This is a genomic window from Microcoleus sp. S28C3 (assembly GCF_036700785.1).
Classification (GTDB): Bacteria; Cyanobacteriota; Cyanobacteriia; order Cyanobacteriales; family Microcoleaceae; genus Microcoleus; species Microcoleus asticus.
Genome location: NZ_JAUBPO010000170.1, coordinates 1 through 9751 on the forward strand (window position 1 = coordinate 1; position 9751 = coordinate 9751).

The 9751-nt window shown below is 40.9% G+C and carries 9 protein-coding genes and 1 pseudogene; 6 read left to right on the forward strand and 4 right to left on the reverse strand.

Going from position 1 to position 9751, the window contains the following annotated elements; genetic code table 11:
* Positions 1-9: 9 nt before the first annotated feature.
* Both QUA13_RS30070 and QUA13_RS30075 read right to left on the reverse strand, forming a co-directional pair.
* Positions 10-411, reverse strand: coding sequence for a hypothetical protein (locus QUA13_RS30070; protein ID WP_333204455.1), 402 nt, complete (start codon positions 409-411; stop codon positions 10-12).
* Positions 412-454: 43 nt separating this feature from the next.
* Positions 455-1171: pseudogene (locus QUA13_RS30075) on the reverse strand (IS481 family transposase); the annotation flags it as partial.
* Between the two features lie 409 nt (positions 1172-1580).
* Here QUA13_RS30075 and QUA13_RS30080 point away from each other — a divergent pair.
* From QUA13_RS30080 to QUA13_RS30090, 3 genes are read left to right on the forward strand one after another with little or no spacing between them, the layout of a single operon-like run.
* Positions 1581-2315, forward strand: a complete 735-nt coding sequence (locus QUA13_RS30080; protein WP_333204459.1) for an SDR family NAD(P)-dependent oxidoreductase — start codon at positions 1581-1583, stop codon at positions 2313-2315.
* A gap of 15 nt (positions 2316-2330) precedes the next feature.
* Positions 2331-3434 carry an aldo/keto reductase gene (locus tag QUA13_RS30085; protein WP_333204461.1) on the forward strand — a complete coding sequence of 368 codons (1104 nt, stop codon included), beginning with the start codon at positions 2331-2333 and terminating at the stop codon, positions 3432-3434.
* The gene (locus tag QUA13_RS30090) at positions 3431-5557 is read left to right on the forward strand and encodes a translation factor GTPase family protein (RefSeq protein ID WP_333204463.1); all 2127 of its coding nucleotides are present in this window, start codon (positions 3431-3433) and stop codon (positions 5555-5557) included. The genes QUA13_RS30085 and QUA13_RS30090 overlap by 4 nt, the downstream gene beginning before the upstream one ends.
* Here the strand turns inward: QUA13_RS30090 and QUA13_RS30095 are convergent.
* Positions 5554-6369, reverse strand: a complete 816-nt coding sequence (locus QUA13_RS30095; protein WP_333204465.1) for a JmjC domain-containing protein — start codon at positions 6367-6369, stop codon at positions 5554-5556. The genes QUA13_RS30090 and QUA13_RS30095 overlap by 4 nt on opposite strands.
* Before the next feature lie 839 nt (positions 6370-7208).
* On the opposite strand from QUA13_RS30095, the gene QUA13_RS30100 reads away from it, so the two are divergent.
* The 3 genes from QUA13_RS30100 (at position 7209) to rsgA (ending at position 9497) form a co-directional block, all read left to right on the forward strand.
* Positions 7209-7418, forward strand: a complete 210-nt coding sequence (locus QUA13_RS30100) for a hypothetical protein (RefSeq protein ID WP_333204467.1) — start codon at positions 7209-7211, stop codon at positions 7416-7418.
* Positions 7419-7430: 12 nt separating this feature from the next.
* Positions 7431-8177 (forward strand): methyltransferase domain-containing protein, encoded by a 747-nt coding sequence (locus tag QUA13_RS30105; protein WP_333204469.1) that lies wholly within the window; start codon positions 7431-7433, stop codon positions 8175-8177.
* A gap of 465 nt (positions 8178-8642) precedes the next feature.
* Positions 8643-9497: a ribosome small subunit-dependent GTPase A gene (gene rsgA / locus QUA13_RS30110; protein ID WP_333204471.1), complete on the forward strand. Its 855-nt coding sequence runs from the start codon at positions 8643-8645 to the stop codon at positions 9495-9497.
* On the opposite strand, the gene QUA13_RS30115 is transcribed toward rsgA, so the two are convergent.
* Positions 9481-9751: hypothetical protein (locus QUA13_RS30115; RefSeq protein WP_333204473.1), on the reverse strand; the 271-nt coding region annotated here is incomplete at its 5' end. The genes rsgA and QUA13_RS30115 overlap by 17 nt on opposite strands.

Genomic DNA, 9751 nt, shown 5'->3' on the forward strand with positions numbered 1-9751 from the left:
AAATCCAAACTACCGAAAACTCCTAGAATACGGCTCTCTCAGAGCCTGACTCTCCCAAAATATGTCCGAACTGTTGCCTTGAGATAAATTGAAGTAAGCTTGGACTTGGGTCAAGATTTCTGCTTTGTTCAAAGAACAATTACAAATTTTATTAACATACGCCATTTGTTCATCCGTGAGTTTGGCAAGCGGACATCCCAAATAATCAGCGATCGCTCGTTTAGCAGCAAGGATTGTCGGAAAGGCGAATTCTTGAAAAGGATCGGGATCGGCAAAGGATTGCATAGGTAGCTCAAACGGGGCGCGGTTCTCTTCTTCCCCCTCAGAAGTGCCAACATTTTTCGGGAGGACTAATAACTTAGCCAGCGTTTCAATTCGCTCGGCCCGAAGTTGCGTCTTAGTTTTTTTCAAATGGCGGTAGCGATGGAGAGGAATGGGACCCCCAGCCGGAATATTCGTGCATCTCTTTAACCGTGCGGAAAGGTCGCTCTACCTTTCCTTTGGCACGGGCTGTCACCCTGAGTCCATCTTTGCCTTGAGGCAAGTGGGTGCAGACTTCCACTCCCAGATACCCCATAACTTTGTTAAAGACCAAACTGCGAGCAATGGGGCCGTTATCCATGTAGAGTTGTTTGGGAATGCCTTGAAATGGCAGTTCCGCATTGGACTTCGGGGACATCGCAGCAAACAGGAACCGCAAGGCCGCTTCTACATCTTCCCCGTAAACGCTGTGGTACTCCTGGTAAGCCACGCCACTGCGGTCGTCTACAACGCTGTAAAGCATCAATAGCGGATGTCCGCGACCGGGTTCTATCCAAGCAGGTGCTTTCAAGTGTTTGAGGTCTGAAGGGCTGAGGTCGAAGTGCCAGCAGTCGTTACTCAATTCGGCTTGGAAACGCACCGCCGGTGGTTGTCGCATCAGTCGCTCCCAATCATAGCCCCACTGTTTGAGGTAACGGTTAACGGTGGTGACTTTCAATAAACCCGATGGAACGAGTACGTGACCGTCAGGAGTGTGGATGCCGCGTTCTTCGAGAAGGCGGATGGCTTCCCCAGTCGAGAGGTGTCGTCTTTTGCGGTTGGATGTTCGCACCTTAATGGCAGCAATCACTTCGCAGTAGCGTTCTAAGGTCGCTTTCGGCACGACCCTTGGCTCCCCGCGATCAGCACGTGGTTTCAAAAATTCCCTTTTTGCAGTTTTGACCTCTGCTTTTTGCAGTTCGCTACAGATAATGATCAAATGATGAAAAATAAAAAAAGAGAGAAAAAATGCTATCACGGGGTAAAGACAAGATACGTATCTTGTCTTTACCCCTACTTGAAGGGTAACACTTCTCTTTACATAACTTTACATTGATGAACCAATTACAAAAGCTGAAACCTATATAGAGCAAAGGTTTGAGGTAGTTATTTTACCTTTTAGTATGTATCTCGGCTATACGCCAAATTGGACATTTGAGCCAAAATCGTTTTTACTATTTCTATGAGAGTCTAGAGTTGGGTTGTGTCGTTTTTGAAAATAACATTATCCACATTAGGCTCCCTCTTTAAAACATGTCCCTATTGAAAAAGGAGAATGTATGAAAAGGGTACTAATCTTGGGTAGCAGTCATGGGTTGGGTTGGGTTCTTGTAAAAATGTTTCACAGAGATGGATGGCTGGTTACTGGTGTTTCTAGATCTGGTCATCGAGAACAGTTAGAAGGGGTGGACAGTGTCGTCTGGGATTTAAGTGTTCTCAGCAAACTTGATGAATTTGTTGATAGCTTGCCGGGCTATGTTGATTTAGTCGTGTCATGCTTAGCTGTATATCAACACGAGGGTAGTCTTGAAGAGCAGGCTATTTACTCCTATAAGATTAATGCCTTGGCACCTTATTTGATTGTTACGAAGTTATTAAAAAGTAGATCGGCGGAAGATTCGTTGGCAACGGTAATGGTGAATTCGGATTCCATATTTCATCCCAATGACAAAAGCCCTTGGTATCCAAGCTCAAAAGCTGCTTTAAAGCATCTAACATCATCCTTGGCCGAACAAGCAAAGAATACCGCATCATATGTTTCGACAATGCTAATGGGTCCTTTGGACGATGAGAGAAAAGTTGAGCAATTGAATCGTGTGGCGGCGAAGAATTCGGCGAATTTTGAAGAAATAAAAAAGAGATTTTTGGAAAAATCAAATCCAGCAATATTGATTACGGATTTAATACCTTGTGAAACTGTTTATAGTGCCATAATCATGCTTTTTGAAATGGGTCATTCTGCAAACGGTGCCCTCATTCGAATTGATGGTGGATCAGCTGGTGCGCTAATTTAGACTTGAGTTATAAATATGATTGAGAAAGAAAATTTTCATACAAGTCAGAAAGAAGAGATACCTTCAGTCTTTATTGGAACAGGAACTTTTGGAACCAAATGGGGTCCCAGTTGGACTATGTCCAAGGAAGAGGCGTTTCAAATCATGGACTATGCATGTGAGAATAGTATCCTCGCTTTTGATTCGGCTAATGTTTACAACCAAGGTGAGAGTCAACGTTGGTTAGGTGATTATATTTCTTCCAGACGAAACCATAGTCGTGTTTATGTGTCTACGAAAGTTGGTTATAGATCTAAAACAGATGGTCTCGGAAATGGTGGGTTGTCGAAGCGTTCAATAATCTCATCCGCTGAAGATTGTTTAAAAGCACTAAGAGTTGAACAAATAGATCTTCTTTATCTTCATGTTTGGGATCGTATTACTCACATCGATGAAAGTTTGGAAGCAGTTGTGCAACTAGTAGAACGTGGAATTATCGGGGGATATGGTTTGTGCAATGTGCCAGCTTGGTATGCATCCGAAGCATGTGCTAAAGGACAATTTAATGCAGGGGTTCCTTTGAAGGCCGTACAGCTCAACTACAGTTTGGTAGAACGAGGAATTGAATCGGAATGGCCTTCATTTCTCGCAACTCATGATGTGAATCTTGTTGCATGGGGTGTTTTGAGCAATGGAATCTTGTCTGGTAAATACCGTATTGAAGGCAGTCAGAATAAAGTCACCGGTGATGGTAGGATTACGTCAAATTTTGTTACGGGTGATGTAAATATATTTTCGAAAAGAACATCAGATGTGCTAAAAGTTCTTCGTGACATTTCAATCAGTACTGGTTATGAAATGAGTGAGATAGCAATTGCGTGGGCAATAAGTAAAGGGTTTGTATCAAGTGTGGTTTTAGGCGTTAGCAGTTTAGGGCAGCTTAAGCGCAATTTAAAAGCGCTTTCTTTGAGGCTTGAAAAAGACGTGATAAATATATTGGACGAGAGTTATGGATATAAGGTTGAGTATCCATATACATTTTATGAGTTTGATGTTCAACAGTTGGTGCACGGAGAGACTATAGCCAGACGATTGGTGCGTGAAAATATATATGCGTTTGGAGGAAGTGAGATTAAATGACACTTAATAACAAGATAGAACAAAATATAAGCAGTTCACTCCCGATGAATATTGGAATTGTTGCACATGTGGATGCCGGTAAGACAAGCGTTTCGGAACGTTTATTGTATATGTCTGGTGTTATATCTCAAATAGGTAGAGTTGATTCTGGTAATACTCAGACCGATAGCATGCAACAGGAAAAGGAGAGAGGCATAACGATTAAGACCGCTGTTGCAGCTATGGAATTTAGAGGCAAGCGTTTTAACTTAATTGATACTCCGGGACACTCTGATTTCGCATCTGAAGTTCAGCGTTCGTTGTCAGTATTAGATATGGCCATTCTTGTTGTATCGGCTTGTGAAGGTGTTCAGTCTAGAACGCGCGTTTTGGCTCGCGCGTTAAAAGATATGGATATTCCATTTATAGTTTTTATCAATAAAGTGGATCGAAAAAATGCTAATCCTGACCGTGTTGTAAGGCAGTTACAAAGCGGCTTAATCAAAAATGGTTTCATGCTGTCTAGGGTTGACAATCCTGGAACTCAAGATGCTTCATCATGTGCGTTGAGCAATAAAGAGTTGGCACATGATGAAGATTTGGTGTTGCATTTACTTGAAGCTAATCCAAATCTAATTGCTAATGATGAGGAACTTGACAGCCTTGATATGTTAAAACATGTCTTCCAACAAACAGTTGCAAAAACAATATGTCCAGTCATTGCAGGATCGGCATTTAATGGGGCGGGGTTTGATGATTTGTTAAATATATTGATTGGCGTAAAGGAGGAACTTAAATTCGAAGATGGGGGTTTAGAGCCTTCTGGAACTGTGTTTAAGCTTTTGAGTGACGCAAAAGAACGTCGAACGGCTTTAATCCGGATGTGGTCGGGAACACTTTCACGCGGTCAATCTCTGCAGGTGTTATCGCAAGGAGAGGATGAGCCAAAAGAAGTCAAGTTGAGTGAAGTCAGTGTTTATAATCGTGGCACATTGGTGGAACCTGGTGATGCGCGCTCGGGGGACATAGCAAGCGTTGCTGCAAAAGCTCTTAAAATTGGTGATTCATTTGGCGCTGCTGCTCGAACGGCTAAAGTTTTTGAGCTGCCTCCACCCATGTTGGAAGCAGTGGTGTTTACAAGAGACGTGAAAGAAAAGCAAAAGTTGTATGAAGCTTTGCAAGAGATGAGCGACGAGGATCCATTCATAAATTTTTCACTAGATGAAAAAGGTGAAATGAGTATCAAATTCTATGGTGAGGTGCAGAAAGAGGTTATTCAGAAGTCTTTAGAAGACGACTACGGAGTTCGACAGGTTGCATTCAAGCCTTCGAAGGTTGTTTATGTTGAACGAGTCGTTGGAGTTGGGGCAGCATGTGAAGAAATTGGTTCCATGGAGCACATAAAAGAGCATGGAAACCCCGATTTCTGGGCAACTGTTGGATTGAGAGTGGAGAGGAATGCTGGTCTTGAGAATTCCTTTGATGGTGGTGACAACATTGGACGGTTACCGCTGTCTTTTTATCAAGCAGTATTCGAAACCATTTCCAGTGAACTTCGTGCCGGACCTTACGGTTGGCAGGTTCAGAGATGCAAGGTTATCTTTACTAGAGCTGGATATGCTAGTACGGTGAGTGCGGCTGGAGATTTTAGGTTGCTAACACCGCTGGTTTTGGCCAAGGCGCTAGAGGAAGCAAAAACGGTAGTTTGTGAACCAATAAACAAATTTGAGATAACGGGTATTACAACAGATAACTTAAGTACAATTCAATCGGAACTCCATCGTTACAAAGGTGTTATTACCAATTTTGAACAAATTGGAGATGAATATATTCTCATGGGTGAAATACCGGTTGTAACAACGGACAATTTCGCATTGGCGTTACCAGAGCTAACCAGCGGCATGGGTTCCATGTCGGCAATGTTCGAGCGGTATAAAGAATTGACGGAATCAGACTTCCCGATCAGGCCGAGAGATGGCGCTAATCCCTACAACAGGTCTGAATACATGAAATGGGTTAAGTCTGCGACTAGAGACGAGATGAATGCCGAAAGAAAGAAAGCAGCTAATCAAAAAGCAAAAGTAAGAGGTCCAAAATCTAAGGATAAGGCTTTCGGTGGTGCTGGCGGAGATGTAATCCTTTAGCTATTTCTCTTGAGAATGTTTGCTATCATTTTTTCCACTAGATTTTCATTTAAGTGATTCAGCATGTGCTTCAAGACTTTCGAGCATAGTGCATTTGTTTGATTTTTTTCCTGTTCGGTTAGCCAGGGGTGCAATAGTGGTATTGGTTGATAACCTTCACCAGCAACTTTTGCAGCCTCAGCAAGTTGAAGAATGAGGCTGTGGAATGGTATCGCAGGGCAAACTAGAGAAATACTAAGCGAAGGGGAGTTCGAGTGTCCATCGTGTATCCAATTTAAAGGAATGTAGAGCAAATCGCCTGGATTTAGAACAAAATTCACCGTCTCGCAGTTTTTGGGAAAATAGAAATCGCCTGATTGATTTCGCAACAACATTCTCTTTGCTTTTAGTTCATTGGGAATGTATTTTTCAGAAGCAAGTTGCCAATGCTTGATGCCTTGTTGTTGTAGCACAAAGTTGTCACTATGGTCGAAGTGTGTGCCTATTCCCGCGTTGGTTGGTTTGTCTGTTTGTATTGCATCGAACCAACTGACTGGGAAATTGAATTTTGATCGTAGTAGTGCGGCTTGCTCGCCGAGGTATGCGTCGTGTTCTGAGATCCTTTCTATGAAAGACACCACTCCCTTGTGTTCGAAGAGGTTATCTTTTGATTGACTCATACTTTTTTTTACTTGTTCAAACCATTCGTAGTCATGAGTCTTTTCTAGAAAGAATTTCGCACCTTGGGGAACGAACAACGGTTTAGTGCGCCAAAATTCTTTGAAAAAACGCTCGGTGTCAAATTTTGGCATCGTAAGGTCTGGTAAATTCATATTGTGTTAATTATACTATATTCGTTTTTCATTTTATTAAATCGCTATGATTAGAAAGGCATGGTGTCCGCTCAGCATTCAATTTGATCAGTCGGCTGTTGCTGTCGATTTATTGGAAATAGATCATAGAGAATGGGCACCTCAAGCTGAGGCTGGTGTTGATCAAATCATCCGCCCTTATGGCGTAAATATAGGGTTCGTGTCACCAAGTGCAGCCTGTGGCTGAAATACTTGATCTATATGGATTCTAGCCTCAAAGCCACCTTCGACGCGGCGCCCCAATTTTTAGCTCAATTCATAAGTTTTCTAAATATATCTTGGTCAAGGTATTTGACAAAGAACTTAAAATATGTATCGTTAATTAATTTCTGAGAAAGCAACAATCTTTTGGCGTACACTAACGTGAGGATTCAGTCGCTATTTCAGGAGATGAATGGTCAAACCCAATTGGGATACAGATGAACTAATTGAAAATTGGACGTAAGGATTCAGGTCTAAAAACTTGCGGCTCCAACGCTTGTCTGGCAAGGGTTTTAGGGCAAAATAAGGGTTTTTGTCTTTCGTGGTTAATTGTCAATAAACGAGGAAAAGTGACAGTTTTTCGTGGTTTATTGAGAATAGAGATTGATTTAGTATCAAGCTCCATATCTAAAGTCTTTGCCCAGCAAGGAGTTCAGTGACCTGAATCCTTACGAAATTACTTATCAATTAAGGCTCAAAAATGGGTCATTTTTACTAAACTTTACAAGGCTGCACCTGGTGACACGAACCCTATATTTACGCCGACTAACTCGCTTGATATAGAAGGGGAACTTCAGGGTTCTTTTTGGGTGGATGAGATGACATATGAGCCTTTTCTGACTTTGCCAAGTGGAATCACCGCCAAATTGCGACCTTTAGGAGGAAATGATTACCGTATCGGTTTTATGCCAGAAGAGTCTATGGTTCGTATTCTTGAGGATACGATTGAAATCGTACGAAGAGTTGGCGATCATTTAGAAGTCTATTCATGCACTTTGAAAGAGACATCTGGTAAAATTACACATTGAGGCTAACTTTGCATGAATCAATTATACAACTCAGATTATACAGATCCACTTATTGTTCAGCTTTATGACTTACTTAACCCATTTTCGAAAGATTCACAATTCTACCTTGAACTAGCATCCAACCCATCCGTTTCAACAGTCTTAGATATAGGTTGTGGTACAGGAGTAATCGCTATTGAAATCTCTAAAAAACAAAAAAAAGTTGTAGGTATCGATCCATCAGAAGCAATGATAAATATTGCTAAAAGCAAGTACTCTAGCAAAAACCTTCAATGGGTTGTGGGTGACATATCTAATACACCTTTGTACAAATTTGATTGTATATTTATGGCAGGACATGCTTCGCAAGTATTTCTAACAGAAACCATGTGGACTTCGGTTTTGATGCACTCTTATTTTTCTTTAAATCCAGGGGGAATATTAGCATTTGAAACCTTAAATCCTATTTTAAAACCATGGGAGCAATGGAAACCAAGTTTCTCTAAACGGACAATATTCCATCAACACCTAGGTCAAGTCGATGTGTGGTATGATATAATTAGCTTTAAAGAAAAAGTAGCCTATTACAACACGTATTACGATTTCAAAACAAACAATAGATTAATTACTACTAAAGGGGCTAAAATATTTCGAGAAAAAGAAGAGATAATTTCGAACTTATCGAAGATTGGCTTTAGAATTAAGGTAATATACGGTAATTGGGATCTTAGCTTAGACACGAAAGAAGGAAAAGAACTAATTTTCATAGCCACAAAATAGAAATCCGTCTTCTACATCTTGTTTGAATTCTTTTATAGCGTTTCTCAGACTCATGAGGTACAGTGACGGCGATCGCCAATTTTCCCTGACTATTAACTCCGTAATTATAAATTCCAGAAATAAGACTTAATCGAAGATTTAATCGTTTTCTTCGGTTTCGATATCGTGAGGATAATAATCTAATTATGCAAGAGGTCTTTTAATGATAGTTTAGCATAACAAGTCCTGTAGAACTAAAATGTCCTAAAAAAAGTAAAATTTGGTCGCTAAAGATATAAAATGAGGTAATCTACTATTATAGTACATAATTAATTTGCAAGAGGTCTAATGAGTCATAACTTTAGGTTGGTTGGGATTGTATTGTCAATTCAGGCTAATTATTACTGGGTTCAACTACAAAGTCCTCAATCCATAAATCTACTTTGTACTTGCCGTGCTCTTTTAAAGAAACTAGGTCATCGAGTAATGGTAGGAGATCAAGTAGAAGTTGAAGAAGTAGATTGGATTGAATATACGGCAGTAATCAGTAAACTTTTCCCCCGTTATTCTGAACTCAGCCGCCCTGCTATTGCTAATATCGATCAGATTTTGCTAATGTTTGCTCTAGCAGAACCTGTTCTCGACCCTTATCAACTCAGCAGTTTCTTGGTTAAAGCTGAATCTATTGGTGTGGAAGTCTCGCTTTGTTTGAATAAATGTGATCTGCTTGAAGTCACAGAACAACAGCAGTGGTTAATTCGCTTAAAGCGGTGGGGTTATAATCCGTTTCTTTTAAGTTTACGTAATGGAAAGGGTTTAGAAGATTTAACTCAATGCTTGCATAGCCGAACTACTGTGTTAGCAGGGCCATCAGGAGTAGGAAAGTCTAGTTTAATCAACTATCTTATTCCCAAGAGTCATCAAAGGATCAATTCAGTGTCTGGAAAACTAGCCCGAGGTCGTCATACGACTCGCCATGTGGAGCTCTTCAAGCTACCTACATCAGGACTAATTGCAGATACCCCTGGATTTAATCGACCCGATTTGACTTGTTTGCCTGCGAATTTAGCAAGCTATTTTCTTGAAACTCGCCAATATTTAGCTGATGGAGAGTGTCAATTTAGAAATTGTTTACACCGTGAAGAACCAAACTGCGTTGTGCGTGGTAATTGGGAGCGCTATAAGCATTATCTAACACTATTACAATCCGCTTTGGAATATCAGCATCAACAATCTCAAAGAAAGGCTTTACGAATTAACACTAAAGGCGTTTTGGTAGCAAGTGATACTGATACTGTTGGCAAACTTAACAAAAGGAAGAATATCAGAAAGCATCAGTAGAAGTGAGAGAAGCCAAAAAAGAATTAAGAAGAAAAAAAATCAACCCTTCCCTAGTATTACATGGAAGGGGGTTGACTGATATGGCTGACGGGGTGACAACCCCGTTGAAAGTATGCTGTACAAGGACTTGAGGGGAGGTATACTCTAGTAGGGGCGAACGGCTGTTCGCCCCTACAGAAGGAATGAAAAATAAATAACTTAATGAATTACTCAGGTTGAGGTACGGCTCGATAATTCCATTTGGGCAAATATTC